The sequence below is a fragment of the Roseateles sp. GW835-FHT13E02 genome (assembly GCF_058794035.1).
The window spans coordinates 169,529-195,210 of the sequence record NZ_JBXAGJ010000010.1 but is presented as its reverse complement, the minus strand read 5'-3'; the positions used below and the strand labels follow the sequence as shown (position 1 = coordinate 195,210).

The window sequence follows — 25,682 nt, the reverse complement described above, 5'->3', positions numbered from 1 at the left end:
CCTGGGCTCAGCCCAAGCTCGCCCGGCGCAGCTCAATCGCCTCTTTGACGATGGGCAAGAGTTCGCTGGCTGCCCCCGAGCCCTCCATCGCCGCCAGCAGTTCCCGCCGCATGCGCGGCTCCCAGAACTTTTGAATGTGGGTGGCGATGCCGTCCAGGGCTTCGGCGTGGTCGGGCATGGCTTGGAAGAAGGTGCCGATCTGGTTGGCCATGCGGACGAGTTTTTCAATGTCCATGGGAGGGCTTGAGCTGGGGTTCGGGGACGTGGAGGTCGAGCCGCTCGGGGTGGCAGTAGACGACCAGGTCCTGGCGGCGGGCGAAGCCGACCAGGGTCATATTGGCGCGCGCGGCGGTGGCCACGGCGAAGGAGGTGGGGGCGGACACGGCCGCGAGCAGGGGCACGCCGGCGCTGGCGGTCTTCTGTACCATTTCGAAGCTGGCGCGGCTGGTCACGGCGATGAAGCCCTCACCGGCTTTGACCTCATGCCGAGCCAGGGCGCCGATCAGCTTGTCCAGCGCGTTATGGCGGCCGACGTCTTCGCGCAGCCATTTCACCTCGCCCTCGGCCGAACACCAGGCGGCCGCGTGCACGGCGCCGGTGGCCTGTTGCAGGGTCTGGTGCTCGACGAACTGGCCCATGGCCCGGGCTATCGCTGCGCGGCTGAACAGCCGGCCCTGGCCCGGCGTGGCCAGCTCCGGCAGGTGGCGCGCCACCTGGGCCAGGCTCTCGGTGCCGCAGAGCCCGCAGCCGGTGCGGCCGGTCATGGAGCGGCGGCGGTCTTTCAATCGGGCGAAGGCCTCGCCGGCGATGCGCAGGTGCAAGGTGATGCCTTGTTCGCTGCTTTCTTCCTCGACACTGAACAGCTCATGCGGTGCACTGAGGATGCCTTCGCTGAGCGAAAAGCCGAGCGCGAACTCTTCCAGGTCCAGCGGCGTGGCCAGCATCACCGCATGCGAGATGCCGTTGTACTCCAGGGCCACCGGCACTTCTTCGGCCACCCAGTCGTCCACCGCAAAGGCCGCGCCCGCGCGCACGCCCTGCACGGGCAGCACGCGAGCGCCCTCGCAGAACGTGGGCCGCGAGGCCGGCTCGGCGCCGGCCTTGGGGGCCTCATTTGCCATGGGCGCCCTCGGGCTGGCGGGCCTGTTGCAGCGCGTCTTGCTGGGCCTGGTTGAAGCGGCTGTACTCGCGCTGCCAGTCGGACGGCTGCTGCACCGGCATGACCTGCACGGCGGTCACCTTGTACTCGGGGCAGTTGGTGGCCCAGTCGGAGTTGTCGGTGGTGATGACGTTGGCGCCGGACTCGGGGAAGTGGAAGGTGGTGTAGACCACGCCCGGCTGCACCCGCTCGGTGACGGTGGCGCGCAGCACGGTGTCGCCGGCGCGGCTGGCGATGCCCACCCAGTCGTCGTCCTTGATGCCGCGTTCCTCGGCGTCATGCGGGTGGATCTCCAGGCGGTCCTCGCTGTGCCACTGGTTGTTGGGCGTGCGCCGGGTTTGTGCGCCCACGTTGTACTGGCTCAGGATGCGGCCGGTGGTCAGCAGCAGCGGGAATTTGCGCGTTACTTTCTCATCGGTGGGCACGTACTGGGTGATGATGAAACGGCCCTTGCCGCGCACGAACTTGTCCACGTGCATGATGGGCGTGCCGGCCTCTTCGGTGTGCTCGTTGCAAGGCCATTGCACGCTGCCCAAACGTTCGATCTTCTCGTAGCTGACACCGGCGAAGGTCGGGGTCAGCGCGGCGATCTCGGCCATGATCTCTTCGGGATTCTTGTAGTCCATCGGGTAGCCCAGGGCCTGGGCCAGCTTTTGTGTCACCTCCCAATCGGCATAGCCGGCCAGCGGCGGCATGACCTTGCGCACGCGGCTGACGCGGCGCTCGGCATTGGTGAAGGTGCCGTCCTTTTCCAGGAAGCTCGATCCGGGCAGGAAGACATGGGCGTACTTGGCGGTTTCGTTCAGGAAGATGTCCTGCACCACCACGCATTCCATGGCCATCATGGCCGCGGCCACGTGTTTCGTATTGGGGTCGGACTGCACGATGTCTTCGCCCTCGCAGTACAGGCCCTTGAAGCTGCCCGAGAGTGCCGCGTCGAACATATTCGGGATGCGCAGGCCCGGCTCGGGGTTGATGCTCACGCCCCAGGCCGCTTCGAACTGCGCACGCACGGTGCTGTCCGAGACATGGCGGTAGCCTGGCAGCTCATGCGGGAAGCTGCCCATATCGCAGCTGCCCTGCACATTGTTCTGGCCGCGCAGCGGGTTCACGCCCACACCCTCGCGGCCGACATTGCCGGTGGCCATGGCCAGGTTGGCAATGCCCATCACCATGGTCGAACCCTGGCTGTGCTCGGTGACGCCCAGGCCGTAGTAAATGGCGGCGTTCGGCCGCCGCGTGACGGCGGCCGTTCCATCGCTCGCGCCGGTGGCGTACAGCCGCGCCGCGCCGCGCAGCTCGGCCGCCGGCACGCCGCTGGCGGCCTCCAGCGCCTCGGGCGAGTTCTCGGGCCGGGCCACGAACTCACGCCACTGATTGAAACTCTTGGGGTCGCAACGCTCGGCCACATAGGCTTCATTGACCAGGCCCTCGGTGACGATGACATGGGCCAGGGCGGTGATCACCGCTACATTGGTGCCGGGCTTGAGCTGCAGATGGTGGGCCGCCTGGATGTGGGGCGACTTGACCAGGTCGATGCGGCGCGGGTCCACGACGATGAGCTTGGCGCCCTCGCGCAAGCGGCGCTTCATGCGCGAGGCGAACACCGGGTGCGCCTCGCTCGGGTTGGCGCCGATGACCATGATCACATCGGCCTTCTCCACCGACTTGAAGGTCTGCGTGCCGGCCGAGGTGCCCAGGGTCTGGCCCAGGCCGTAGCCGGTGGGCGAGTGGCAGACACGGGCGCAGGTGTCGACATTGTTGTTGCCGAAGGCCGCGCGGATCAGCTTCTGCACCAGGTAGGTTTCCTCGTTGGTGCAGCGCGAGGAGGTGATGCCGCCGATCGAATCCTTGCCATGCTTGGCCTGGATGCGGCGGAACTCGCTGGCCGCGTGGTTCAGCGCCACCTCCCAGCTGACCTCTTGCCAGGGGTCCTGGATGCTGGCGCGGATCATGGGCTTGGTGATGCGGTCCTGGTGGGTGGCATAGCCCCAGGCAAAGCGGCCCTTGACGCAGCTGTGGCCTTCGTTGGCCTTGCCGTCCTTCCAGGGCACCATGCGCACGACTTGCGTGCCCTTCATCTCGGCCTTGAAGCCGCAGCCCACACCGCAGTAGGCGCAGGTGGTGATGACGCTGTGCTCGGGCTGGCCCAGCCAGATGACGGACTTTTCCTGCAGCGTGGCCGTGGGGCATGCTTCGACGCAGGCGCCGCAGCTCACGCATTCCGATTCCATGAAGGGCTGGTCCTGGCCCGGCGACACGCGCGATTCAAAGCCGCGGCCCGAGATCGTCAGCGCAAAGGTGCCTTGCGTTTCTTCGCAGGCGCGCACGCAGCGGTTGCAGACGATGCACTTGCTCGGGTCGTAGGTGAAGTAGGGGTTGGATTCGTCCTTCTTCGAGTCGCAATGGTGGGCGCCGGCCACCCCATCCACAACAGCCCCCCCCACGCCGTAGCGCACATTGCGCAGCCCCGTCACGCCGGCCATGTCCTGCAGCTCGCAATTGCCATTGGCCGAGCAGGTCAGGCAGTCCAGCGGGTGGTCGGAGATGTAGAGCTCCATCACGCCCTTGCGCAGATCCTGCAGCTTGGGCGTCTGGGTCTTGACCTTCATGCCAGCCTCGGCCGGCGTGGTGCAGCTGGCTGGGAAGCCCTTGCGGCCCTCCACCTCCACCAGGCAGAGCCGGCAGGAGCCAAACGGCTCGAGGCTGTCGGTGGCGCAGAGCTTGGGCACCTTGATGCCGGCGTCCACAGCGGCGCGCATCAGCGAGGTGCCCTTGGGCACGGTGACCGGGAAGCCGTCGATTTCCAGCGTGACTTCTTCGCTCGGCTCACGGCGCGGGGTGCCGTGATCGATGTCTTGCTTCAGATGGTTCAACATGATGATCTGCTCCTGGGCTCAGGCGGCGGCCTGATCGGGCTCGGCAAGCCCGAAGTCCTGCGGGTAATGGTTCAGGGCCGAGAGCACCGGGAACGGCGTCATGCCGCCCATGGCGCAGAGCGAACCGTGGGTCATGGTGTCGCAGAGGTCGCGCAGCAGGATCACCTGCTCGGCGCGGTTCTGGTCGTTGTTTCGGTTGAAGCGGATGCGGTCGATCACTTCCACGCCGCGGGTCGAGCCGATGCGGCAGGGTGTGCACTTGCCGCAGGACTCGATGGCGCAGAACTCCATGGCGTAGCGGGCCAGCTGGGACAGGTCGGCCGTGTCGTCATGCACGACGATGCCGCCGTGGCCGACCACGGCGCCCATGGCCGCGTAGGCCTCGTAGTCCAGCGGCACATCCCATTGCGACTCGGGCACGTAAGCCCCCAGCGGGCCGCCGACCTGCACCGCCTTGATCGGCCGGCCGCTGGCCGTGCCGCCGCCAAAGCCGTAGAGCAGCTCGCGCAGCGTCAGGCCGAAGGCCTTCTCGACCAGGCCGCCATGCTTGATATTGCCGGCCAGCTGGAAGGGCAGGGTGCCGTGCGAGCGGCCCACGCCAAAGTCACGGTAGGCCTGGGCGCCGCGCGCCAGGATGATGGGCGCGCTGGCAAAGGTGATGACGTTGTTGATGACCGTCGGCTGGCCGAACAGGCCCGAGAGCGCCGGCAGCGGCGGCTTGGCGCGCACCACGCCGCGCTTGCCTTCGATGCTCTCCAGCATGGCGGTCTCTTCGCCGCAGACATAACTGCCCGCCGCCTTGCGCACTTCCAGATGGAAGGCCTGGCCGCTGCCGCAGACGCTGTCGCCGAGGAAGCCGGCGGCCGTGGCGCGGGCAATGGCCTCCTTCATCGTCGCGATGGCATGCGGGTACTCGGAGCGGATGTAGATGTAGCCGCGGGTGGCGCCCACCGCCAGCGCGGCGATGGTCATGCCCTCGATCAGCATGAAGGGATCGCCCTCCATGGTCATGCGGTCGGAGTAGGTGCCGGAGTCGCCTTCGTCGGCGTTGCAGACCACATACTTTTGTGCCGATTGCGCCTCGCGGACGGTCCTCCACTTGATGCCCGCCGGGAAGGCCGCGCCGCCGCGGCCACGCAGGCCCGAGTGCAGCATCTCCTGGATGATGGCGCTGCCGTCCAGGCTGAGCGCGCGGCGCAGGCCGGCCCAGCCCTCGTGGGCTTCGTAGTCGGCCAGCGAGAGCGGGTCGATCACGCCGACGCGGCGGAAGGTCAATCGCTCTTGCAGCGCGAGGAAAGGGATCTGCTCGGTCACGCCCTGGCGCAGCGGGTGCTCGCCGCCCTGCAGCAGGCCGGCATCGAGCAGGCCCGGCACATCGGCGGCCTCGACCGGGCCGTAGGCGATGCGGCCTTGCGGCGTCTGCACCTCAACCAGGGTCTCCAGCCAGAACAGGCCACGCGAGCCATTGCGCACCAGCTCGACGTTCAGGCCACGGCATTGGCACTCGTGTCGCAGGGCTTCGGCCACCTCGTCGGCGCCCACGGCCAGCGCGGCGGAATCGCGCGGCACGAATACTTTCACGATGGCGCTCGTCATCACAGGCCCTCCTTGGCCAGCAGGGCGTCGAGCTTGGCCGGCGTCATGCGGGCGTGCAGGCGCTCGTTGATCTGCAGGGCCGGTGCCGAGGCGCACAGGCCCAGGCAGTAGACCGGCTCCAGCGTCACCGCGCCATCGGCCCGTGTGTGGTGCGAGGCGCAGCCCAGGCGCGCTTCGGCATGGGCCAGCAGCGCTTCGGCGCCGCGGGCCTGGCATGCTTCAGCGCGGCAGACCTGCAGCACCTGCTTGCCCGGCGCTGAGCTGCGAAAGAAATGGTAATAACTGATCACCCCATGGACCTCGGCCCGGGACAGACTCAGGTGCTCGGCAATCAGGGGCACGGCGGCCGGCGGCACATGGCCCAGGGCCTCCTGCACGGCATGCAGCAGGGGCAGCAGGGCGCCGTCTCGGGGCGGGTGTGCGGCCAGCAGTTCGGACAGGGAGAGATCGTTCATGGCTAGAGGCTGTTCAGACAGAGGCGCATGGCTGTGTGGCATCCATGGCTGCGGGCGTTGCGAGGGTCGCTCAGACGGCTCAGATTGTCCAATTCAATCCGGAAATGGGGCGATCATTTTGGGGAATCAGGGCTGAGCGGTCTGTGCCTGCCTCCGAGCCGCCAGACTGCCGCTACCCCGGCTTGGTAAGCGCTCCGGAGTGCCATTTCCGCCGAGAAGACCGCGCGTCTGCTCAGGTGGCGGGTTCGAACAGCAGCCCACGGGTGCTCGAACTGAACTGCACAGCCAAGCCGACCTCAGGTCTTGATGAGAAGAAGCCCATGGCGGCGGAGTTGATGCAGTGCCAGGCTTCCGCATCGCCTGGGCTGCGCGACTCCAGTCCCAGCGAACGGCGGAACCACATCGTTCTGAACTGGCGCTGCGGCCAGCATTCAGGAGAAAAGGCCAACCGCGAGTTCAGCCCACACCACGGCGAGGCCGAAGGCAAGGGCAAGCACGAGGGCGAGCCGACGACCCTCACCCGAGACCTGTCTCAGCCCCAAGACTGCGATGGAGCCGGAAGCAAACAGAAGAACTGCGGCAGCGAGGAAATCACCGGGGCCCCACGAAACCTCTGAGCTGATTTGCATCGCGACAGCCGGCACGAGAAGCAACAGTGCAGTTCCAAGCGCGACGCCGAGAAGTGAATTCTTCAAAGTTGCCATGGACATCACCTTTCCTGAGCAGTCAGCACGCACAGCGCCGAGTGTAGAGGGACGCTCCTGCTTGGTGTGTGCGGTGCCCGGGCTGTCGCCTTCGCTGTTGCATGCACGCCTGGTTTCACGCTTGCGGGCTTCACACGGCCATTCAACCGTTGGAAGTCGACAAGCGCTAGCGCTTTCAGCGCCCCTGCAACAAGCCGCTGTGTTGCGCCGCCTCTGCCAACCATGCCGGATCTTCCGCCAGCGCCAAGGCCGCTTCCAGTGTGCGTGAGGGGCGGCTGCCCTGGTGCAGCATCAGGGCGATGGGCACGGCCACTTGGGGCGCCACCAGGGGGCGCGCCTGCAGGCCGCATGTGGATGGGCCGTAGGCCTGGAGTTCGCCGAGCAGGGCGCCGGGCAGCACGCTGCTGACCTGGCCGGCCAGCACACAGCTGACCAGCGCAGCGGTGGAATTGGATTCGATCGCCGCCTGCACCTTGGGGACGCCGGCGTCGGCAAAGGCGCGGTCGATGATGCGGCGGTTGTGCATTTCGGCGCTGAGCAGGCACAGGGGCAGTGCGGCGGCGGCCTGCCAGCCCAGCTCTGCGCCGATGGACAGGCCGATCCCGCTGCGGCCCGGAGTTTCGGCGTGCCGCTGCAGCAGGAAGTAATGTTCGATGTACTGAGGCAGCAGGCGCAGCTGGGCGCGGCTGCGCTCCAGGCGCTCGCTATAGCCCAGAGCCAGGTCGAGCGCCAGGCTTTCCAGCCCCGCCTCCAGCTCGACCGAGCTCATCGAGCGCAGCGTCGGCCGTATGCCCGGATGCAGGGCCTGCAGGCGCGCCACAAAGCGGGCCGCGATGGGCATGGCCGTGGGCACCGAGCCGATCAGCAGGTTCCCGCAGGGCGAGCCGCTGCGGCTGTCCAGCTCCTGCTGCAGCAGCTCCTGCTCGTGCAGCATGCGGCGCGCGCTGGCCAGCACGCGCTCGCCCTCTTCGGTAAAACCGGCGAAGCTGCGGCCGCGTTTGACGATGGCCGTGCCATAGCTTTCCTCCAGCGCCCGCAAGGCGTTGGAGAGCGCCGGCTGGGTGACATGGCAGGCCAGCGCGGCACGGCCGAAATGCTTGTGGTCGTCGAGCGCGACCAGGTATTTGAGCGAGACGAAGAGGTTCACGCGGCCAGCCCTTGTTCGAACTCGCTGTCGATCTCGGCCTCGCCGCCCACCAGGCGGCCGGCGCGCAGCTGCAGGGCCAGGCCTCCGAAGAAGGCCAGGTCCTCGGGGTCGTGGGTGATCATCAGCATGGGGATCTGCAGGCGCTGCAGCAGGGCGGCCAGCTCCTCGCGCAGGCGGCCGCGCAGGGCCGGGTCCAGGGCCGAGAAGGGCTCGTCCAGCAGCAGGGCGCGCGGCGCACCCACCAGGGCGCGGGCCAGGGCGGTGCGCTGGCGTTGCCCCCCAGACAGCTGCTCGGGCCGCTGGCCGGCCACGGCGTCCAGCTCGAAGGCCTGCAGCCAGTGCTCGACGCGTGGGTCGCGCCAGCGCCTGCTGGGGTTGAGCCAGCCGCGGCGCAGGCCAAAGGCCACGTTCTGCCGCACATCGAGGTGCGGGAACAGGGCGTAGTCCTGGAACAGATAGCCAAAGCCGCGCTGCGCCGCGGGCACATCGATGCCGCGCACGCTGTCGAGCAAGACCTGACCCTGGCAGCTGATGCGGCCCTGGTCGGGGCGGTTCAGGCCGGCGATGGCTTGCAGCGTGAGGCTCTTGCCGGCGCCCGAGGGGCCGTAGAGCACTGTGTGCATGGCCTCGCTGCGAAAGCGCAGGTTCAGGCTGAAGCGGCTGCCCGAGCGCTCGCGGCTGCGCAGGGTTTGCTGGATCTGCACATCGAAGCAGGCGCTCGGTGTGTTGCTGACTGTCGTGCTCATGCCGCGCTCCGCGAGGGTTGCAGCCGGCCGGCGGCCAGCAGCACGGCCACACAGGTCAGCGAGGTCAGGCCGACCAGCAGGCTGGCGCTGCCGTCCTGGCCCGCCTGCACCGCCTCGAAGATGGCGATGGACAGGGTTTGCGTCTGCCCCGGGATGCTGCCTGCCACCATCAGCGTGGCGCCAAACTCGCCGAGCGCGCGCGCAAACGCCAGCAGCAGCCCGGCCAGCACCCCGCGCCAGGCCAGCGGCAGGCTGACGCGGAAAAACAGCGCCCAGGGCCCCAGGCCCAGCACGCGCCCGGCCTGCTCCAGCTGGCGGTCCACGCCCTCGAAACCGGCCCGGGCCGATTTCATCACCAGCGGAAACGACACCAGGGCTGCGGCGATCACCGCACCCTGCCAGGTGAAGATCAGCTGGATGCCGAGATGGGTGTCCAGCCACTGGCCGATCGGCCCGCGCCGACCCAGCAGCACCAGCAGGTAGTAGCCCAGCACCGTGGGCGGCAGCACCATGGGCAGGGTCAGCAAGGCATCGAGCAGCTCGCGCCCCGGAAAGCGGCGCCAGCGCGCCAGGCCATAGCCGGCCGCCGTGCCCAGCACCAGATTCACGGCCGTGGCCCAGCCGGCCACTTTGAGTGACAGGGCCAGGGCGATCCAGGCGGCATCCATGGGCAGGGGCGGGGAGGGCGAATCCGGGAGAAAGTGGCGGCGGGGTGCGGCGCAATATAGCGCAGGCCTGGCTGTCTGTTTTGAGCCCACCAGCGGGCGATCTGCCACGGCGCGGCACCCGGCAACCCAGAGAAGCAGGCCCAGCCGGGGCTAACCGTGATTTCCCTCAGTGAGTTCTCTGGAGACTGCTGCGGCTGTTTGCAGGCCTTACAGTCGCGGCCCGAGGAGTCGATGCATGAGCCCCACACATCATGACTGAGCTGTCTCCTTCGTCAGATCACCCACCGCGCCACAAGCTGGGCCTGGCCCTGGCCGGCGGGGGCTTCCGTGCCTCGCTGTTTCATGTCGGCGTCTTGCGCCGCCTGGCGGAGCTGGACCTTTTGCGTTATGTCGAGGTGCTGTCCACCGTGTCCGGCGGCTCGGTGGTGGGGGCGCTGTACTTGATGCATCTGAAGGCGGAGCTGGAGCAGCCGATGCTGGCGCAGCTGCCGCCGCGTTTGGGCGGGCTCAGCCGCTATGCCTATCTGCAACTGGTGCGACGTGTGGAGCAGGACATGCGCCGTGCCGCGCAGCTCAATCTGCGCACCCGCTTGCTGATGCATCCCTGGACCTTGTTCAAGGTGTGCCTGGGGCCGGATTCGCTGGCCACGGCGATGGCCAAGCTGTACGACGAGCATCTGCTGAAAGGGGTGGCCCAGCGCCTGCGCAGCACAACGGGGCAGCCCGAGTCGGATCGCCTACCCCTGCTGGCTTTGCGCCTGCGGGCGGAGGCATCGTCCCGCGCCGGCGGATCGGAGAACTACAACCACCAGGCCTTGTGGGAGGGGGCAGCCGACGCCAAGCCGGGCTCGGCCCTGACCCGCTGGATCATCAACGCCACCTCGCTCAACTCTGGCGCGCGTTTCTGGTTCTCGCACGCGGAGCTGGGCGAGTGGTACTTCGGGCATTTGCGCTACGGCGAGATCGAGACCGAGCTTCTGCCGCGCAAGGTGCTGCTGTATCCGGAAGACACTGCCTTGAAGCCGCGCGTGACATTGAGCGCGAAGGACAAGGCATGGGCCGAGTCGGTGCTGTCGGTTTGGAGCCGAAGTGATGCTTCTGGTTTGCGCCAGCGCTGCCGGGCTCTGCAAACGTTGATGGACCAGCTGGCACCGGGTGTGACGCTGGAGACGCTGGTGCAGTGGCTCAGCGATGCCGAATCGGGCCGATTGCGTGCGCTCAAAACGCCCGCCTGGTTTCTGCTGCGAGGCCGCCGGCTCCGCCCCAAGGTCACCGATGGGCTCAGCCTGAGCCAGCATGTCGCCAGCTTGCGCGAAGCGTTTTTCAGCCTGCTGCCGGACGGCCAACGAGATTCGCAGTTCAACTGGGACCAACTGCGCGCGCTCCATCCCATGCGTCTTGCGCGGGCGCAGCAGCAGGCCTGTCGACTGATCCTGGAAATCTACAACCTGCGAGCTGCCTGGATGGTGTCCCCGCAGGCCAGCCAGGAATGGCAGCGGCTGCCGCTGGCCCAGGCCGTCACGGCCTCGGCCGCCTTTCCGCCGGTGTTCCCGCCCTATTTGCTGTCGGACTTCTACGACGACCGCCGCGTGCGCACCCTGGGCCTGACCGATGGTGGCGTTTTCGACAATATGGGCACGACGGCGCTGCTGGATGAGCAATGCAATCTCATCATCGCCAGCGACCCCGGCGGCATTTTCGAGACCGAGCAGCAAGAGGCCTCCGTCGGCCGCCTGGGCCTGAGCGCGCGGCTGACGGCCATCTTGTCCGAGCTGCCGCTCAATCTGTTCCGCCATGAGTTGCGCGAGCGCGTGCGTCTGACGGAGCGGCTTTCGGGGGAGTCTTTGGGCTCCACCGCGAAGGAGTTTCTGAGCCTGCGTGCGCTCAAGGTCTTGATCAACTTCCGCATCGATTCCGGTGTGCCTCTGTTGCGCGGGCGGCAGATGCTGGAGGAGCGGGCGCCGGGCGAGCGCTCGCCGGAGCCAGCCCTGACCCTGGCCCAGGCCGACGAGCGCGAGCGCCGCCTGCTGGCGCGCCTGCGCACCGATCTCGATGCCTTCAGCGATCTCGAAGCCGAGGCGCTGATTCGCCAGGGCTATCTGCAGGCCGAGGAGAACCTGGCGCCGCTGCGTCAGGCGGGCTCGCCGCTAGAGCATCATCCGGGCTGGCAGCACGAGGCCGCGGTGCCGTACGAGCCGCCGTTTCGTGACGAGGCGGCGATGCGCCGGCGCGAGCGTTTGCTGCGCGCCGGCCGGCATCGTTTTCTGCGTTTGCTGGCGGCCGGCGGCGAAGGCTGGCGTCCTGCAATCCATGGCTTGGGCTTGCTGGTGCTGCTGTTCGGCCTCAGCCGTGATGGCCTGTGGCAGTGGGTGTCCAATGCTGGGCTGCCGTGGGTGCACGAGGCTTGGCAGCAGGCGAAACCAAGCGCGCTGCGCTGGTGCACCGAACGCTTGGGAGCCTGGCTTCCGTGGACCCTGGTGGTGCTGATTTTCGGGCCAGGTGCACTCTGGCGCTGGCGTAGCGCCGACCGTGCGCGCCGCCGCGAGTTTGGCTTGCCTCCGCCCTCGCCCTGGCCGCTTCAAGCGTGGTGGCGCAGCTACATGCCTACGGTGTGGCGGAACTTGCGCTACTACCGCAACACCTGGTTGTACCCGAGCCTGCTGCTCCTGCTGCCCATGAACTGGGCGCTTTGGGCTCTTCTCGCGACCGCGACATTGATCGTGGCGGTTCCGCTCCTGGCATGCCTGGCCGATGCCTGTTTCAGCAAGCCCTTGCTACTCTTGGCCCGGCGCGGCACCGGCGTGCAAGGCATCCCCGACAGCTACCCCTGAAACCGATGCCGACCCCAACACCTGAAGTCACCCTGCAGCCCGTCACCCGCGCCAACTACGAGGCCATTTGTGACCTGCCCCTGAGCGAGGCGCAGAAGCCCATGCTGGCGAGCAACACCTGGTCCTTGCTGGAGGCGGCTTACAACCCGGGCTACCAGGTGCGGGCCATCCACGCCGGCGCTGAGCTGGTGGGCTTCATGATGTGGGTGCCGCAGTCGGCGCAGCGCGTGTCCATCTGGCGCTTCATGATCGCCCTGCCGCATCAGGGTCAGGGTCTGGGCAGCCTGGCCTTGCAGGCGGCCATCCGTGAGATCGCGGCCGACCCGGCTGTGCGCGAGGTGGAGATCTGCTACCACCCCGAGAACGAGGGCTCGCGCCGGCTCTACGCCCGCCATGGCTTTGTCGAGCAGGGCCTGGACGAGGAGGGCGAGGACATGCTGGCGGTGTTGACCTTGCCCTTGCCTCTGACTTCCCCTCTGGCGCGCTGAGCGCCACGCCGGCGCTTTCCGCTGAACGCCCGGCAGGCGCTCTCCTTTCACAGCACCGTCACAGGCGCGGCAGAGACTGGCGGCCCCGTGCTGCTGGGCACGCTTGGCGGCTGAGGCATGAAGCACAGCTGCCGCATCGAGCGCCACTGCCATGAAGTACCCCCGCAAGACCGATTCGGGCCGCGAGGCCCTGCGCCTGCGCGACCCCGCGCTGAGCGCCCGCGACCGCCAGATTCTGGTGCTGGCCAATGGTGAGCGCGCGTTTCAGGAGCTGGCCGGCATGGTCGGCCTGGGCGGCGCGGCCGCCATGGAGCGCTTGGCCGAGTTGGGTTTCTTGAGCATCGAGTGGCCCGCGGCCACGTCGCCATCCGCCGAGGTGAGCGCCGCCGAGGCAAGACCTGACCCTCAGCCCGAAGCGCCCGCGCCCGAGCGCCGCTCCTCCGCAGCCGCCAAGATGTACCTGATCGACATGCTGGCCATGATCCGCGGCCCCGAGGCCAGCACCCTGGCCGCCCTGGTGCATGGCAGCCGCAGCGAAACGGAGCTGCTCGATCGCCTGGAGCCGGTGCTCGAGCGCATCGCCCAGCTGACCCGGCCCAGCTATGCCTTGCGCATCTGCCAGCATCTGCAAACCCTGCTGCCGCAGAGCGCCCAGGCGCGCCTGGCGGCCCTCGCTCAGGGCCTGGAGCAGGAGCACCTCAGCCTGCCGTGAGGGGCGTTGCCGCCGCTGCCTCCGGCGGAAAGGCCGTGGCCTGTGAGCGCAAAGCCAGCCATTGACCTTGGTGCAGGGCGTAGAGGTCGCTGTGCCAGCAGCGCAGCTGCCGCTCCGGAAAACTCAGCAAAGCCTCATAGCGCAGCAGCACCAGCGTGTCCGAGAGCTGCAGCTGCGGCGCTTCGATCTGCCAGGCCCGGTAGTTCAGCCGGCCCTCGGCCACGGCCCGCAGATAGCCGGCCTTGTCCATGCACCGACCGCCGGGGGTGATGAGCTGGTAGTCGGGCGCATGCAGTCGCTCGGCGGTGGCCATGTCCTTGCGCACCAGGGCCTGGGTGCGCTCGGCCTCCAGGCGCAGGATCAGGGCGGAGAGATCGGCATGGGTGTTCATGCGGCTGATTCTCCTCGCGCCGACGTTTTCCGGGCCGAAGTGCACATGCGGCGGCAGGTTCGCGCTTGCAACGGCGGCGTTTGCGGCGATGATGGGGCCTCGTTCTGGCTTTGTCCTTTGCACTCGACCCGACCCAAGCCACCTGTCTGTCTGCCAGCCTTCCTGTCTCATGGACCCCGCCGAACTCTCACGCGACGATGCCGAACAGGCCTTGATCGCCCAGCGCCTGCTGGCGCTGCATGAAGCCAGCCCCAAGCTGCTGGCTTTGTTCGACAACCATGATGTGCTGCGCTTTGCCAATGAGGCCTTCTGCCAGTCCTTTGATGTGCAGCCCGACGGTTGCATCACCTGGTTGGACATGATGCGCCGCAATCTGGCCAGCGGCCGTGGCAGCAAGGTCAACGCGCCCGAGCCCGAGACCTGGCTGGCCGGTGCCGCCTCGCGCCGTGGCAAGGAGCCCTTCCGCGCCTTCGAGGCCGATCTGATCGATGGCCGCTGGATCTGGATGACCGAGACCGTGGATGAGCAAGGCTGGATGCTCTGCAGCGCCAGTGACATCACTGCGCTCAAGATCGAAGGCCGCGCCCTGCGCCAGGAGCGCGACCGCGCCCTGCGCGCCGCGCAGACCGATCCCATGACCGGCATCAGCAACCGCGCCCATGTGCTGCAGCAGATGCAGGAGCAACTCAGTCGTGTGCAGATCGGCGCCGGCCAGCTGGCCGTGGCCTTGCTGGACCTCGATCACTTCAAGCGCATCAACGACACCCTGGGCCACGGCGCCGGTGACGCCGTCATCTGCGATTTCGCCCGCCAGCTGCAAGCCAGCAGCCGCCGCGTCGACGCCTGCGGCCGCATGGGTGGTGAGGAGTTCGTGCTGCTGCTGGTCGATGTCAGCGCCGAGCAGGCCCAGGCCGTGGTCGAGCGCCTGCTCGCCCGCACCCGCCAGGCCAGCCCCCTGGCCGAACAACCCGGTCTGCACTACACCGCCTCCGCCGGCCTCACCCTGGCCCGCCCTGGCGACACCATCGCCGAACTCTGCCACCGCGCCGACGAGGCCCTGTACCAGGCCAAGGCAGCGGGGCGGGATCGGTGGCAGTGGGCGGATTGATCGGCTGCGCTAGCTCCAGCTCTCTCCCAAGGCCTGCGCCTGCTGCAACACCAACTCCACCGCCGCATCCTGCATGTCCGGCGGGTACTTGTACTTGCGCAGGATGCGCTTGACCATCAGACGCAGGCTGGCACGCACGCTCTCGCGTTCGGACCAGTCCACACTCAGGTTCTTGCGCAGGTTCTCGGTCAGCTCGTGGGCGACTTTCTTCAGCGTTTCGTCGCTCAGCTCCCGCACAGCCGATTCGTTGTTGGCCAGGGCGTCGTAAAAGCGCACCTCGTCCTCGCTCAGCCCCAGCGCCTCGCCGCGTGAGGCCGCGTCGCGGAACTTCTTGGCCATCTCGACCAACTCTTCCATCACCTGCGCCGTCTCGATCGAGCGGTTCTGGTAGCGCGTGCTGACGTTGCCCAGCAGCTCGGAGAACTTCTTCTGCTGCACCACATTGCTGGCGAACTTGGACTTGATCTCGCCTTCCAGCAGCCGCTCCAGCAGCTCCACCGCCAGATTGCGCTCGGGCAGGTTTTTCACCTGAGCCAGGAACTCGTCATCGAGCAGGCCGATATTGGGCTTGTCCAGGCCGACCGCATCGAAGATGTCCACCACGGCGTCGGACACGACCGCCTGGCTGATGATCTGGCGGATCGCCTGCTCGCGCTGCTCGTCGGTTTTCTTTTGCTGCGAGATCTCACGCTTGGTCAGGATCACCTTCACCGCTTGCAGAAAGGCCACTTCCTCGCGCACGGCCTTGGCTTCGTCCAGCGTGCAGCACAGCGTGAAGGCCTTGCTCATCGCCAAGGCCGCGTCGGCGAAGCGCTTCTTGCCGTCGCGATTGCCCTCAGTCTTCAGGCCCAGCACATGGTTGGCCGCGCCCGCGAGGGTCTTGTGGCCTCCCGTGAGGAAGCTACTCCAGTCATAGCCATGCAACATGGCTCGCAGCACATCGAGCTTTTCGGCCAGTACGGCATAGGCCTCATGCGCATCCACGGTCGGCCGGCCGCGCCCGTGGCTGGCCGTGTACTCGCGCATGGCCGCCTTCAGCTCGTTGCCGATGCCGATGTAGTCCACCACCAGGCCGCCCTGCTTGTCCTTGAACACGCGGTTCACGCGGGCGATGGCCTGCATGAGGTTGTGGCCCTTCATGGGTTTGTCCACGTACATGGTGTGCACGCATGGCGCGTCAAAGCCGGTCAGCCACATATCGCGCACGATCACCAGCTTGAGCGGGTCGGTCGGGTCCTTGAAACGCTTCTCCAGCCGCTTCTTGACCTGGCTGCTGTAGATGTGCGGGCGCAGCAGCGCCTTGTCGCTGGCTGAGCCGGTCATGATGATCTTGATGGCGCCCCGCTCAGGATCGGCGTCATGCCAATCCGGCCGCAGCTTGACGATCTCGTCGTAGAGGTGGACGCAGATGTCCCGGCTCATGGCCACCAGCATGGCCTTGCCGCGCTGGGCCGCATCCCGCGCCTCAAAGTGAGTCACCAGATCGGCCGCAACGCTGGCCACGCGCGGCCCGGCGCCCACCACCTTCTCCAGCGCCGCCCAGCGGCTCTTGAGCTTGGCCTGGGTGCTTTCCTCTTCATCCTCGGCCAGCTCGTCCACCTCGTCGTCGATGGTGGGCAGCTCTTCGTCCTTCAGGCGCAGCTTGGCCAGGCGCGATTCGTAGTAGATGGCAACCGTGGCGCCATCTTCCTTGGCCTGCTGCATGTCGTAGACATGGATGTAGTCACCGAACACCGCGCGCGTGTCGCGGTCTGCCGCCGACACCGGCGTGCCGGTGAAGGCGACGAAGGTGGCATGGGGCAGGGCGTCGCGCAGATGCTGGGCATAGCCGACCTGGTACTTGGTCTTGTACGCGGGGGACTCAAAATCCCCCGCCGCGTGCGCTGGCGCTGCGCCGTCCGTGGTCAAGGCGCTTGCTGCTGGCTCACTGCGAACCTTCACCTCCTTCAGCTTGGCCTCAAAGCCGTACTGCGTGCGGTGCGCTTCGTCGGCGATGACCACGATATTGCGCCGGTCCGAGAGCATGGGAAACAAGTCCTCATCCTCGCCCGGCATGAACTTCTGGATGGTCGCGAAAACGATGCCGCCCGAGGGCCGATTGCTCAGCAGCGCGCGCAGCTCTTGCCGCGTGCTCGCCTGCACCGGCTGCTCGCGCAGCAGGTCCTGCGCCAGACTGAACACGCCGAACAGCTGGCCGTCCAGGTCGTTGCGGTCAGTGATCACGACGATGGTCGGGTTCTCCATCGCCGGCTCTCGCATCACCCGCGCCGCAAAGCAAGTCATGGTGATGCTCTTGCCGCTGCCCTGGGTGTGCCAGACCACACCACCCCGTCCTGTGTGCCCCCACGTCGCTTCGCTCCTGCCCCCCGAGGGGGCGCCATCTGTCTTGGGGCGGCCCGGCGACAGATGTGGGGCGTACCCTGCGGCGGCAATGACGCTTGTGATGGCCGCCCGCACCGCGTGGAACTGGTGATAGCCCGCGATCTTCTTGATCAGCCGCCCGTCATCCTCGAAGAGCACGAAGTAGCGCAGATAGTCCAGCAGCATGGCCGGGGCCAAGGCGCCGCGCACCAGCGTCTCCAGCTCGTTGAACTGCCCCAGCGGGTCCAGGTCGCTGCCATTGATCGTGCGCCATTGCTGAAAGCGTTCTTCATCGCTGGACAGCGAGCCCATGCGAGCCTCGCTGCCGTCCGAAATGACTAGCAGCTCGTTGTACTGGAACACATCGGGGATCTGCGCCTTGTAGGTCTGGATCTGGTCGAAGGCCTTCCAGATGTCGGCCTGCGTGTCGGCCGGGTTCTTCAGCTCGATCAGCACCAGGGGCAGGCCGTTGACGAACAAGATGATGTCCGGCCGGCGCGTGTGATGCGGCCCCTTGATGGTGAACTGATTGACCGCCCACCATTCGTTGGCTACCCCATCACCCCAGTCGATCAAGCGGACGAAGTCGCCGCGCGTCTCGCCGTCCTTCTGGAACTGCACCGGCACGCCGCTCACCAGGAGCTTGTGGAAGGCGCGGTTGGCTGACAGCAGCGCAGGGATGCCCAAGTCCAGCAGCTGCGCGAGCGCATCCTCGCGGGCGCTGGCTGGGATGCCGGGGTTCAGTCGATGGATGGCCGCGCTGAGCCGGCCGCGCAGCAGCACCTGGCGGTAGTCGCTGCGCTCGGGCGCCGGGCTGTCGGGCGCGATGTCAGCGCCATGGCGATGGCGCCAGCCTTTCTCGACCAGCCAAGACAGCGTTTCTTTTTCTAACTGGTCTTCAGTCACGCGCGCCTCCCCAGGCGATGGCTCTTGTTTGAATTCACATGTCGATGTGATCGACATGAAGCCAGAATGCGTCGAAATTTAACAAGAATTTCGACATGTCTGGCGCATCCGTCGATTGCATCGACAGATGCTCCCCCCTTAAGCCACCAGCTCCGCGAACGGGGCATCGTTGATGTAATGCATCTCCCGACCCTGTTTGCTGGCGCGCAGCAGTCCCAAACCTGCCAGTGTTTGCAAATAGCTGGATGCCGTCTGACGCTTGGCAATGCCCGCATCGACCAAGAATTGAATCTTGGTATAGGGGTGCACGAAGATAGGTCTGGTGGTGGTCGGTATGAAAGCAGTCTTGAATGGGGGCGGGCTTGTTAAAGCATTCTTTAATGAGCGAGGGCGCAATCAAAGCGGATCGAGCACGCCTTACCCGGCAAGGCATGCGAATAGAAAACGCAGAGTTCCAAATCAGGCCACGGCATCTCTTTTCTCGATCGCCGCAGCAATCAACGGGGCCTTTTTCCTCAAGCCTTCGAGGTTGATCTCTTGGTCTTCATACATCCGCAGCCACTCCCGCCTTAGGCGCACGATGCGCTCGTCGTCGACCAGATGGAGATCATTCAGTGTTCGGTCCACCAGCGAATGGAGCCTGAGCGGGATGTTCGCTTTGATGGCTACCAATTGCAGCGAGGGCAGCAGCACTTCGAACCAACCGGCCTTGATTTGAAGCGCGTCCAGCACCTTGGGCCGCTTGTTCTTGCTGCTGTTGATCCAGCCTGTGACGTAACGGTAGTTGCTCCACTCGTAGGCCAGCGACTCATCGGTGTTGACAGGCTTGAAATGGTCCACCGTGCCATTCGGTTCGTACATTGCGCTGTAGGCACAGCGGTCTGTGAAGGCCTCCGCCAGGGCTGGCCGGAATGGGCTCCAAAAGTCCTTGGGGCGTTTGGCTTTGCGCGTCGCCTTGGGGTTACGGGCCAGCCAGCCGGCACCCTTTTTTCGGCATTTCTCATCAAAGCCGACGGGCTCCTTCTTGAGCACGCTGCGCGAGACCGGGATCATGCCTTGCCCCCCTTGGGCTCGGTCCGCACCACCCAACGCGGCCAAAAGATGTCATGGCCCGGCACGCTCTTGAGCAGCGCTTTGTGAATCTTGTCCCGTGTATTGAGTTCTTGCGGCAAATTGTCCGTGTCGCCCCGCATCCAGGCCTCGGCAGCCTCAATCGCTTGCTCGGCTTCGACCGATCGGGCCTGCTGCAAACCAAAGGCCGGCGACACCAGCCAATTGACCACGTCGCCCTCGGGTGCCCAGAGCTCGGCATTGATCACGGCCTGATGGTCTTTCAGACGGATGTTGAAGATGGCGTCTTTTTCGATGTCGAACGCGGGTTCCACCGATGCCAGCACCAGCGGCGAATGCGTGGCCACAATCAGTTGCACCGGCACCTTTTTGCCTGTGAGCGCTTCCATGACACGCAGCAAGGCCGGCACGATGCGGCGTTGCCATTGCGGGTGCAAATGGCACTCGATCTCATCGATGAGAAAGATGACTTCCTTGGCCTTGTTCTGCCGCGTGCGCTCGCACGCACGCTCGTGTTCGCGCCAAGTCCACACCAATAGATAGGCCAGGGCGGCAATACGCCGCATGCCTGCCGAAGCATGGACCAGGGCCACATCCTGGCCGTAGGGCATGCGCAGCGAGGGGTGGTCGGTCACATCTTCACCCAGGCGCACCGGGTCACCCGGCGTGAGCTTCTCGATCCCTGAAGGGGACAAGGCATCCAAGACCGTGACCAGATCCTTGAACGCCGGGTCCTTTCCTTTTTGCCAAAGCACCCAGTCGTGAATCAGGCCCTTGCAGTACCAGGTCCCATCGGGCCCCTGCAGCCCCTTCCAGACTTGTTCCGGCGAGAAGTTGAAGCCGCGTGGCTTGACCGAGGGCGATGCGTCTTTGTCCTTCCAGTAATTGCGGGCGGGGTCCCAGGCCGAGAAGCTGCCGTCCACTCCCGCGTAGATGACCACGCCGGGGATCGGGGGGCGCCCCTGCTTGAGCGGCCAGACCCCGTCAAGGTGGTCAAAAGTGACCGACTCGTCATAGGCCCCGGGTGTGGACTTGCTGTAGCGAAACGCAATGCTGGAACTCTTGGCCGCTTTCTGAGGGGCCGCTGGTACGCCTCTGGACCAGGTTCGCGTCAAGGCCCACCAGGCGGCATCCAGCAAAAAACTCTTGCCCAGGCCGTTGTCGCCGGTCAAGAAATTCATGCGAGGCGCGAACTCCACCGGTCCAAGTTGCTTGGCCGGTCCAACGCCTTTCAGGGTCAGGGATTGCAGCATGTCGGGCTTTCTACAGGGGGGATGCAGGCGCGGCGCCCAGACAGGGCAATGCGGCCGACGCGTATTGTGCGGGACTCATGCCACCGCTTCCTCGTTGAGCGCCTGCGCTCCCGGCAGCAGATCGACGTTCTGACTCATATCCTGCGCATCCCTCAGCCGCCGGCCTTTTTCAAGGTAGCGGCTCACGTCCATACCTTGAGGTACCGCAAAGATGCCGATGGTGTCGTACCAAGTGCCACGGGTGTGGGTTGCACCAAGCGATTCGCAGCCGTACTTCACCCAGGTCGAAAGGCAGTTCTCGCGGTCTTCGGTCCGGGTGTAGTCCTGCAGCGTCAGTTGCTCAAGCGTCTGCAGGGGCCACCGGGTGAGGAAGGCCGTCCAGAACTCTTGGCGGTCTTTTGAATCGAAACCCTTGTTACGCGCGCGCTCAGCCTCAGTCATTCGACAACATCCGCTGAATGTGGCTCCTGGGGAAGGCCCGGACATCGCCTGGTTTGCAGACCACACGGCCTCGGTTCCCATTGGCGTTCTTCCGTCTGAACTCCGGCTGGCCGAAACTCATGACATGCGCGAGCGCAGCCCAGTAGTCGGTGTGATACGTCGCGGCCTCTTTGGGGCCTACCTTGTAGCCCTTGCTGTCTCGGCAGTCTGGGAAGAAGTAGGTGAGTGAGCCATCTTCTTCAACCTTGAATGGCACTCGAACGGTGTCTTCCATGGGGTCCTCCTCAGCTTGTGATGATTTGAAAGGGGCTAGCTAGCTTTCTGTTCTCAGCTTTTGGATTCCTTGGCTTTGCATTGCCAAGCGAGGGCGTCCATCTCAAAGGAATCTTGAAGTTCCGACCATGTGTAGCGATGCAAGGTCGGTTCGTCCAATGCTCTGGTTACCAAGTACAGACGCCAGCTCCCAGATTTCTCTGCGGACTCCTCTGCATGCTGGCGCTCGTTTCGAGTGATGAAGAAGTTCCGGGCCACTCCGCTCGTGCCTTTGACCTCAACTTCTAGTTGAGCCCCTTCGCGTTTCGCCAGCAGGTCAAAGCCGCAGTTCTCTGCCTGCCGGTCTTCAATGTCATAGCCTTCCGCTTCGAGCACCTCAATCACATGGTCCACTGCGGCCTTCTCGACTGCCCTTCGAGTTTCAGCATCGGCAAATCCGCCGCCGCGAACTTGGATCTCTTCAACATCCGTCCGTTCCAACAGAAGAACGCCTGCAACGCTCCCCGCAGGCCAATGCGCGGCGTACCGGCGTTTCGATGCTTTGTCCGTCAAGTTCTTGATTGCGCGGTAGTGCCCTACAAAAGCCCAGGCGTTCACATCGCGCTTGAGATAAGTCGGCACCGAAGTTCCTTGCTCGAAGAAGCGTGCCGCGCGGGCCATGATCTGTGGGCCGGAGCCGTAGGCAACAACGCTCGGGGCGTTTGGGTTGACATCTGACCTCAAGGCCAGCCCTTTGACGATGTTGCCCTTGGTCCGAATGTAGTCGTCACCGCCTGCGGTGGCCTCGGCCAACTCCTTGGTCGAGAGGAGCTTCTCTTCGGAATGAATGCCATTCCATGTCCGCTCCACTGGAGTTGCCTCCTCTGAGCCCTGCTCGAAATGTCCCAGCGTGGCCTGCTGGTCAACTTCAATGCCCTCGTCCAACGACGCATCAACAGAGGCCTCGACGCGCAAGACGCTCGGTCGATCCAGTTCTGCCATGACCGTCGGCCGATTGCTTTGCGTCGCGCCGCTGGAGCCGGCATCGACGTTGCCGGTCGAAGTCAGGCCAATCGAACGAAGGGATTGAAGCCAGCCTTCTATACCCTGCTCACTCCCCGTCAGCTTGCGATAGATCCAGGTGATGCCTTCCTCGTGGGTGCACCCCCGATTCGTCAGATAGGTGGATGCAACTCGGAGATGGATGATCTGCGGTTGGTTTTTATCCCTAGGCACGGCGAAGCCAGCACCGTCGTTCTTGTCGAGCCGGAAAGCAAAACGCCGGTTTTCCTGCTTTTCAGGTTGCTCTGACTCGCCAAACACCAGCGCCTTGTTCTTGTCGCCAAGGCCCACCTGCAAGCCTGGGAACAGGCGATGGACGACAACAGCGGCCTGGATACCCCATGCCTTGTCCTTCTCCGTGAGGCGCTGCCAGCCTTGCAACTGTTTCAGTTGGCCTTCCAAGTCGGCGCGCTTGAGTCGTTTGGTTTTTTGTTCGAGATCAGACATGAGTGACTTTCCAAATTTCCTTCTGATTGAAGTGTGGGCCTTGAAGTAGGTCGGGCTTGCTTTCGCTCAGCATGATGCGCTGCGAAGATGACCGCAGTTGGACCCTGCATGACTGAAATCTGCGCTTAGTGTTTTGCAGTGAGTTCAGACACCAAGTCCGGCAGCCGAAGTTGGCCGGAGATCAGGCGGGGGAGAAGGGTGTCGCGCAGCCCGGTAAGGGTCATGACTTGAGCACTGTTCTCGTGGATGCGCCGCCATATTGGCGCCGCTATGCGCTCGAAGGCGTCCCGTAGTTCAAGGGGTGGAACGAGCACAGGCAAGTCAGGGAAGGACTTCAACGCAATCCGGTTGACCGTCGCCCCGTGAATCGTGTGTTTTTCGAGCAAGCGCTGAAACGGGGATGCGACGAACTGATGGAACCAAAAGTGAGGCGTTCCGCCATCCGGCAGTGGTCGCACCAAGGCCAAACGACGGCCCAAGCAGCAACGTAGCTCAGGCGGCACCAGGGCAAAGAAGCCCAAAGTCGCCTCGTAGCTGAACACGATATCGCCGTGATGCGGCGTGACGCGCTTGGTCCATTGCGCCCAGTCAGCATCCGAAATGTGGCGAACCTCGGTCAAGTCCAGGCCGGTGCCAGTGAGATTCTTGATGCCAAGGAATACGGCGCCCTCATTCGCCTCGGGCGGCGTTGCATGGGGCCCGTCGTAGACGCCCTGCACCATCTCGCGCAGAGGGGCGTAGCGCCAGCCCTCAGGGATCTCGCCGTGCTCAGTGGATTCAGTGTCGTCAGGAAACCGGGCGGCGACAGTTGCATCAATGCCGGCATGCTGCAGGTTGGCCATGTTGGCACGCACGGGGTCGAAATCCACGAACCAGGACTTGAACAGCGCCTGGGCGATGGCTTCCAGCGTGGCGTTGGTTTCGCGGAGGATTCGGATTCGTTCGCAGATTTCGTAGTAGAGATCGCCGACTACAGCCTCTTGGGGACGGTCTAGTCGCGGAATCAAGAGCTTGCCGAAATCGCCCTTCTTAAAGTGCGGGATCATGGTGCCAACGTGCATGTTGGCAATCTGGTCCTGGACAGTCTTGGATCTCAGTGCTGCAAATAAATACCTCGGGCTCACTTTTCGTTTGTCAGCCCTTACAGCGACCATGTCCTGAGCGATGCAAAAATCGACTGGATCAGGCGCCACTGCCGTCCGACCTGGACTGCCTTTGCATACGAACAGGATGTCACCCGGCAGCGGATGGCCTCGGAACCAACTTGCGTACGTAGATTCATCGACGAAACGGGTGGTGTCGTACCGGGGGTGCAAGGCCTCGCCATCAATGCAGTTCGTCGCAATCAACGGGCGGCCAACCTCACCTACGGGGCATGTCTTTCCGCGGTTGTCCACGATGGCAGTCAAGAGCTCCGTGAAAGCAGTCCATTCAGAACTCATACCCGAGCCCCCCCAGCTTCGCCCGGATCAACGCATCCAGCTCCGCCCCCTTGGCCATCTGCTCGCCCAACTGCTCGGTCAGCCGCGTCATCTTGTCTGCAAAGGCCTCGTCGTCGTCCTCCACGGCTTCGGCGCCAACGTAGCGCCCCGGCGTCAGCACATGGCCATGCTGGGCGATTTCGGCCAGCGACACGCTGCGACAGAAGCCCGGCACATCGGCATATCCCCCCACGGCCTCGCCGGCTGGTGCTTCACCACGCCACGCCGCCACCACCGCCGCAATACGCTCAATTTCTTCGTCAGCAAATTCGCACTGCACACGAGAGATCATGCGGCCCAGCTTGCGCGCATCGATGAACAAGACCTGACCCTTGCGCGCCGCGGGCTTGGTCTTGGCCAGGAACCACAGGCAGGCCGGAATCTGCGTGTTGAAGAACAGCTGACCGGGCAGGGCGATCATCACCTCCACCACATCGGCGTCCACCATGGCGGCGCGGATGACGCCTTCGTTGTTCTGGCTGGAACTCATCGAGCCATTCGCCAGCACGATGCCGGCGCGGCCGCTGGGCTTCAGGTGGTGCAGCATGTGCTGCAGCCAGGCGTAGTTGGCATTGCCTTGCGGCGGGTCGCCGTATTGCCAACGGGCATCGCCCTCCAGGCTGCCATGCCACCAGTCGCTGATGTTGAAGGGCGGGTTGGCGAGGATGAAATCGGCGCGCAGATCGGGGTGCTGGTTGCGCGTGAAGGTGTCGCCGGGCTCGCGGCCCAGGTTGAAGTCGATGCCGCGGATGGCCAGGTTCATGGCGGCCAGGCGCCAGGTGGTGGGGTTGGCTTCCTGGCCGTAGATGGACACATCGCCGAGCTTGCCGCCGTGGGCCTCGATGAAGCGCTCGCTCTGCACAAACATGCCGCCCGAGCCGCAGCAGGGGTCATAGACCTGGCCGTGGTGCGGCGCCAGCACAGCGACGAGTGTTTTCACAATGCTGGCCGGCGTGTAGAACTGCCCGCCCCGCTTGCCCTCGGCGCTGGCGAACATGCCGAGGAAGTATTCGTACACCTGGCCCAGTACGTCGCGGGCGGCGCTGGGGTTCTCGCCGAAGCCTATTGTTGAGACCAGATCGACCAGCTCGCCCAGTTTGCCGTCAGGCAGCTGGGCGCGGGCATAGCGCTTGTCCAGGATGCCTTTGAGCTTGGGGTTGTCCGCCTCGATCAGGCTCAGGGCCTCGTCGATCAGCTTGCCGATCTCGGGCCGCTTGGCTTGGGCGCGCAGCGTTTCCCAGCGCGCGTCCTCGGGCACCCAGAAAACGTTGACGGCGGTGTAGTAGTCGCGGTCATCGGCTTCAGCGGCCAGGTCCTCGGGGCTGGCGTCGCCGTAGAAGTACTCGTCGGCCGGGTCCGCCAGCCGGGCCACCACCTCGGCGCGGCGCGCCGCAAAAGTGTCGGAGATGTACTTCACAAAAATCAGGCCCAGCACCAGGTGCTTGTATTCGGCCGCGTCCATATTGGCGCGCAGCTTGTCGGCCGTGGCCCAGAGGGTTTTCTTGATGTCGTCGAGCATGAATG

23 protein-coding genes are annotated in these 25,682 nt (G+C 65.3%); 5 read left to right on the top strand and 18 right to left on the bottom strand.

Annotation, left to right across the window (positions count from 1 at the left end):
* Positions 1-7 precede the first annotated feature (7 nt).
* From AC1Q6P_RS12130 to AC1Q6P_RS12110, 5 genes are read right to left on the bottom strand one after another with little or no spacing between them, the layout of a single operon-like run.
* On the bottom strand, positions 8-235 hold the full coding sequence (locus AC1Q6P_RS12130; RefSeq protein WP_492666000.1) for a formate dehydrogenase subunit delta: 228 nt from the start codon (positions 233-235) through the stop codon (positions 8-10).
* Complete coding sequence (fdhD, locus tag AC1Q6P_RS12125) at positions 225-1,121, bottom strand: formate dehydrogenase accessory sulfurtransferase FdhD (protein ID WP_492666001.1); 897 nt, start codon at positions 1,119-1,121, stop codon at positions 225-227. The genes AC1Q6P_RS12130 and fdhD overlap by 11 nt, the downstream gene beginning before the upstream one ends.
* The gene (gene fdhF, locus AC1Q6P_RS12120; RefSeq protein ID WP_492666002.1) at positions 1,111-4,038 is read right to left on the bottom strand and encodes a formate dehydrogenase subunit alpha; all 2,928 of its coding nucleotides are present in this window, start codon (positions 4,036-4,038) and stop codon (positions 1,111-1,113) included. Before fdhF ends, fdhD begins: the two co-directional genes overlap by 11 nt.
* 18 nt (positions 4,039-4,056) lie before the next feature.
* Positions 4,057-5,634, bottom strand: a complete 1,578-nt coding sequence (locus tag AC1Q6P_RS12115) for a formate dehydrogenase beta subunit (RefSeq protein WP_492666003.1) — start codon at positions 5,632-5,634, stop codon at positions 4,057-4,059.
* A complete protein-coding gene (locus AC1Q6P_RS12110) occupies positions 5,634-6,089 on the bottom strand; it encodes a formate dehydrogenase subunit gamma (protein ID WP_102768484.1) in 456 nt (151 codons plus the stop codon). Before AC1Q6P_RS12110 ends, AC1Q6P_RS12115 begins: the two co-directional genes overlap by 1 nt.
* A 263-nt stretch (positions 6,090-6,352) precedes the next feature.
* Here AC1Q6P_RS12110 and AC1Q6P_RS12105 point away from each other — a divergent pair, with 263 nt between their 5' ends.
* Positions 6,353-6,706: a hypothetical protein gene (locus AC1Q6P_RS12105; protein WP_492666004.1), complete on the top strand. Its 354-nt coding sequence runs from the start codon at positions 6,353-6,355 to the stop codon at positions 6,704-6,706.
* A 262-nt stretch (positions 6,707-6,968) separates the two neighbouring features.
* Here AC1Q6P_RS12105 and AC1Q6P_RS12100 read toward each other — a convergent pair whose 3' ends face one another.
* From AC1Q6P_RS12100 to modB, 3 genes are read right to left on the bottom strand one after another with little or no spacing between them, the layout of a single operon-like run.
* Positions 6,969-7,940 carry a LysR family transcriptional regulator gene (locus AC1Q6P_RS12100; RefSeq protein WP_492666005.1) on the bottom strand — a complete coding sequence of 324 codons (972 nt, stop codon included), beginning with the start codon at positions 7,938-7,940 and terminating at the stop codon, positions 6,969-6,971.
* Complete coding sequence (locus tag AC1Q6P_RS12095) at positions 7,937-8,686, bottom strand: ABC transporter ATP-binding protein (RefSeq protein WP_102768482.1); 750 nt, start codon at positions 8,684-8,686, stop codon at positions 7,937-7,939. Before AC1Q6P_RS12095 ends, AC1Q6P_RS12100 begins: the two co-directional genes overlap by 4 nt.
* On the bottom strand, positions 8,683-9,354 hold the full coding sequence (gene modB, locus AC1Q6P_RS12090) for a molybdate ABC transporter permease subunit (RefSeq protein WP_102768481.1): 672 nt from the start codon (positions 9,352-9,354) through the stop codon (positions 8,683-8,685). Before modB ends, AC1Q6P_RS12095 begins: the two co-directional genes overlap by 4 nt.
* Before the next feature lie 251 nt (positions 9,355-9,605).
* Here modB and AC1Q6P_RS12085 point away from each other — a divergent pair, with 251 nt between their 5' ends.
* From AC1Q6P_RS12085 to AC1Q6P_RS12075, 3 genes are all read left to right on the top strand, one after another.
* Positions 9,606-12,185 (top strand): patatin-like phospholipase family protein, encoded by a 2,580-nt coding sequence (locus AC1Q6P_RS12085; protein WP_492666006.1) that lies wholly within the window; start codon positions 9,606-9,608, stop codon positions 12,183-12,185.
* 5 nt (positions 12,186-12,190) lie between these two features.
* On the top strand, positions 12,191-12,673 hold the full coding sequence (locus AC1Q6P_RS12080) for a GNAT family N-acetyltransferase (RefSeq protein ID WP_492666007.1): 483 nt from the start codon (positions 12,191-12,193) through the stop codon (positions 12,671-12,673).
* 151 nt (positions 12,674-12,824) lie between these two features.
* Positions 12,825-13,385, top strand: coding sequence for an Lrp/AsnC family transcriptional regulator (locus AC1Q6P_RS12075; RefSeq protein WP_102768478.1), 561 nt, complete (start codon positions 12,825-12,827; stop codon positions 13,383-13,385).
* Here the strand turns inward: AC1Q6P_RS12075 and AC1Q6P_RS12070 are convergent.
* Entirely contained in the window at positions 13,372-13,776 is a 405-nt protein-coding gene (locus AC1Q6P_RS12070; protein WP_165794610.1) for a nuclear transport factor 2 family protein, read from the bottom strand. The two genes, AC1Q6P_RS12075 and AC1Q6P_RS12070, sit on opposite strands and share 14 nt — an antisense overlap.
* A gap of 169 nt (positions 13,777-13,945) precedes the next feature.
* On the opposite strand from AC1Q6P_RS12070, the gene AC1Q6P_RS12065 reads away from it, so the two are divergent.
* The gene (locus AC1Q6P_RS12065; RefSeq protein ID WP_492666008.1) at positions 13,946-14,884 is read left to right on the top strand and encodes a sensor domain-containing diguanylate cyclase; all 939 of its coding nucleotides are present in this window, start codon (positions 13,946-13,948) and stop codon (positions 14,882-14,884) included.
* Positions 14,885-14,893: 9 nt separating this feature from the next.
* Here AC1Q6P_RS12065 and AC1Q6P_RS12060 read toward each other — a convergent pair whose 3' ends face one another.
* The 9 genes from AC1Q6P_RS12060 to AC1Q6P_RS12020 all read right to left on the bottom strand — a co-directional run bounded on the left by AC1Q6P_RS12060 (position 14,894) and on the right by AC1Q6P_RS12020 (position 25,677).
* Entirely contained in the window at positions 14,894-18,151 is a 3,258-nt protein-coding gene (locus tag AC1Q6P_RS12060) for a type I restriction endonuclease subunit R (RefSeq protein ID WP_492666009.1), read from the bottom strand.
* A 138-nt stretch (positions 18,152-18,289) separates the two neighbouring features.
* Positions 18,290-18,460, bottom strand: a complete 171-nt coding sequence (locus AC1Q6P_RS12055; RefSeq protein WP_492666010.1) for a hypothetical protein — start codon at positions 18,458-18,460, stop codon at positions 18,290-18,292.
* A 150-nt stretch (positions 18,461-18,610) separates the two neighbouring features.
* On the bottom strand, positions 18,611-19,204 hold the full coding sequence (locus AC1Q6P_RS12050; protein ID WP_492666011.1) for a hypothetical protein: 594 nt from the start codon (positions 19,202-19,204) through the stop codon (positions 18,611-18,613).
* Positions 19,201-20,475, bottom strand: coding sequence for an AAA family ATPase (locus tag AC1Q6P_RS12045; protein ID WP_492666012.1), 1,275 nt, complete (start codon positions 20,473-20,475; stop codon positions 19,201-19,203). The genes AC1Q6P_RS12050 and AC1Q6P_RS12045 overlap by 4 nt, the downstream gene beginning before the upstream one ends.
* Positions 20,476-20,550: 75 nt before the next feature.
* On the bottom strand, positions 20,551-20,916 hold the full coding sequence (locus tag AC1Q6P_RS12040) for a hypothetical protein (RefSeq protein WP_492666013.1): 366 nt from the start codon (positions 20,914-20,916) through the stop codon (positions 20,551-20,553).
* On the bottom strand, positions 20,909-21,190 hold the full coding sequence (locus tag AC1Q6P_RS12035) for a hypothetical protein (protein WP_492666014.1): 282 nt from the start codon (positions 21,188-21,190) through the stop codon (positions 20,909-20,911). Before AC1Q6P_RS12035 ends, AC1Q6P_RS12040 begins: the two co-directional genes overlap by 8 nt.
* Before the next feature lie 53 nt (positions 21,191-21,243).
* Positions 21,244-22,677, bottom strand: coding sequence for a protein NO VEIN domain-containing protein (locus tag AC1Q6P_RS12030; protein WP_492666015.1), 1,434 nt, complete (start codon positions 22,675-22,677; stop codon positions 21,244-21,246).
* 125 nt (positions 22,678-22,802) lie between these two features.
* Positions 22,803-24,086: a restriction endonuclease subunit S domain-containing protein gene (locus tag AC1Q6P_RS12025; protein WP_492666016.1), complete on the bottom strand. Its 1,284-nt coding sequence runs from the start codon at positions 24,084-24,086 to the stop codon at positions 22,803-22,805.
* Positions 24,087-24,108: 22 nt separating this feature from the next.
* Complete coding sequence (locus AC1Q6P_RS12020; RefSeq protein ID WP_492666017.1) at positions 24,109-25,677, bottom strand: class I SAM-dependent DNA methyltransferase; 1,569 nt, start codon at positions 25,675-25,677, stop codon at positions 24,109-24,111.
* Between the last annotated feature and the right edge of the window lie 5 nt (positions 25,678-25,682).

Coding starts and splice junctions, on each gene's coding strand:
- AC1Q6P_RS12130 (WP_492666000.1), bottom strand. CDS start 235: ATGGACATTGAAAAACTCGTCCGCATGGCCAACCAGATCGGCACCTTC.
- fdhD (WP_492666001.1), bottom strand. CDS start 1,121: ATGGCAAATGAGGCCCCCAAGGCCGGCGCCGAGCCGGCCTCGCGGCCC.
- fdhF (WP_492666002.1), bottom strand. CDS start 4,038: ATGTTGAACCATCTGAAGCAAGACATCGATCACGGCACCCCGCGCCGT.
- AC1Q6P_RS12115 (WP_492666003.1), bottom strand. CDS start 5,634: ATGACGAGCGCCATCGTGAAAGTATTCGTGCCGCGCGATTCCGCCGCG.
- AC1Q6P_RS12110 (WP_102768484.1), bottom strand. CDS start 6,089: ATGAACGATCTCTCCCTGTCCGAACTGCTGGCCGCACACCCGCCCCGA.
- AC1Q6P_RS12095 (WP_102768482.1), bottom strand. CDS start 8,686: ATGAGCACGACAGTCAGCAACACACCGAGCGCCTGCTTCGATGTGCAG.
- modB (WP_102768481.1), bottom strand. CDS start 9,354: ATGGATGCCGCCTGGATCGCCCTGGCCCTGTCACTCAAAGTGGCCGGC.
- AC1Q6P_RS12085 (WP_492666006.1), top strand. CDS start 9,606: ATGACTGAGCTGTCTCCTTCGTCAGATCACCCACCGCGCCACAAGCTG.
- AC1Q6P_RS12080 (WP_492666007.1), top strand. CDS start 12,191: ATGCCGACCCCAACACCTGAAGTCACCCTGCAGCCCGTCACCCGCGCC.
- AC1Q6P_RS12075 (WP_102768478.1), top strand. CDS start 12,825: ATGAAGTACCCCCGCAAGACCGATTCGGGCCGCGAGGCCCTGCGCCTG.
- AC1Q6P_RS12070 (WP_165794610.1), bottom strand. CDS start 13,776: ATGAACACCCATGCCGATCTCTCCGCCCTGATCCTGCGCCTGGAGGCC.
- AC1Q6P_RS12065 (WP_492666008.1), top strand. CDS start 13,946: ATGGACCCCGCCGAACTCTCACGCGACGATGCCGAACAGGCCTTGATC.
- AC1Q6P_RS12050 (WP_492666011.1), bottom strand. CDS start 19,204: ATGATCCCGGTCTCGCGCAGCGTGCTCAAGAAGGAGCCCGTCGGCTTT.
- AC1Q6P_RS12045 (WP_492666012.1), bottom strand. CDS start 20,475: ATGCTGCAATCCCTGACCCTGAAAGGCGTTGGACCGGCCAAGCAACTT.
- AC1Q6P_RS12040 (WP_492666013.1), bottom strand. CDS start 20,916: ATGACTGAGGCTGAGCGCGCGCGTAACAAGGGTTTCGATTCAAAAGAC.
- AC1Q6P_RS12035 (WP_492666014.1), bottom strand. CDS start 21,190: ATGGAAGACACCGTTCGAGTGCCATTCAAGGTTGAAGAAGATGGCTCA.
- AC1Q6P_RS12030 (WP_492666015.1), bottom strand. CDS start 22,677: ATGTCTGATCTCGAACAAAAAACCAAACGACTCAAGCGCGCCGACTTG.
- AC1Q6P_RS12020 (WP_492666017.1), bottom strand. CDS start 25,677: ATGCTCGACGACATCAAGAAAACCCTCTGGGCCACGGCCGACAAGCTG.